The organism is Bartonella sp. MU37NMGALS (assembly GCF_042194015.1).
GTDB classification, from domain to species: domain Bacteria; phylum Pseudomonadota; class Alphaproteobacteria; order Rhizobiales; family Rhizobiaceae; genus Bartonella; species Bartonella grahamii.
In genome coordinates this window covers 1-1,058 of sequence record NZ_JBHIML010000099.1, presented here as the reverse complement: position 1 = coordinate 1,058, position 1,058 = coordinate 1, and the positions used below count along the sequence as shown (strand labels likewise).

Here is a 1,058-nt window from a genome sequence, read left to right as displayed (position 1 = left end):
ACTTCGCTCCTGCTTCAAACGGATGCTCAAACCATCCGTTTTTTGTGGGGTTAATTGTAAAATATCTGCCCTCTATATCGGGCGGTAATATGTAGTTAATTCATTTTATATGTTTTGCAAACATAAAAAATGAATTTATGAGGTATTTTTTTGGCACGTCCCGATTCAGAACCAAAAACACCATTGGCAAAACGCCTACGTGACATAAGAAAAATGCTTGGAAATGAAGAACGCGGTGCTTTTGCAAAAACTCTTGATTTAGCGAAAGGTACGCTCGCAAATTATGAGCTCGGTGTAAATGAGCCACCAGCATCTATCGTAATTGCCTATCACAAAATTTATGGCGTAGACTTTCATTGGCTTCTCACTGGTGAAGGCGAAATGTTTAGTGACATGGCAAAAGCGAAAGCAGCAGGTTTTAAAGCACCCACCATTCCTGCTGGACTCATGAAAAAGCTTGGTCGCATAGCTTATACAACCTATCGCGATGCTAAAATAAAACTCCCCCCTGAAGATATAGCGGAATTAGCGGCAGAGCTTTGTATAAAGTTGCAAGAGCTTGTTCAAGACATCAACGACACGGAAGAGGTCGAAGCAACTTTCCCTCTTCTTAAAATTCATTTAAAGCGTCAAATAGAAGCTGAAAGAGTACATCTAGAAACTACACAAAATACGGCTTAATGCCTCTTTAAGATGAAAAATGAAAGTGGAAATCTTTTTTGCTTTTTTGGTTATTTTTGGCTGATTTCGGAGTGAGCTTCACAATTTACCGAATTTTTTTCACAGGATCTTCAAAGGCGGTTTTCTGGGCTTTCACAGACTTTTCAAAATTTTTCACAGGGTTTTCACAGACCTTTCAAAGCCCTCTCTCATTTTTACCTTTGAAACGCACTTTTTTCTGATTTTCGCTCTTTTTAGCTCTTTTTTACAATTTTAGGTGTCAAAATCTATTTTGACAAAACGCGCATTTAATGCTAAAAAATAACCATAAAAACAACAAATTATCACGTATCCCTACCTAATCCCACTTAGTATAAAACCTAGTGTCAAACTGCAAT

At 37.7% G+C, this 1,058-nt stretch carries 1 protein-coding gene; it reads left to right on the top strand.

Features of this window, described 5'->3' with window-relative positions; translation table 11 throughout:
* Positions 1 to 150 precede the first annotated feature (150 nt).
* Complete coding sequence (locus tag ACFIJP_RS09280) at positions 151 to 681, top strand: helix-turn-helix transcriptional regulator (protein ID WP_375627135.1); 531 nt, start codon at positions 151 to 153, stop codon at positions 679 to 681.
* Positions 682 to 1,058 lie beyond the last annotated feature (377 nt).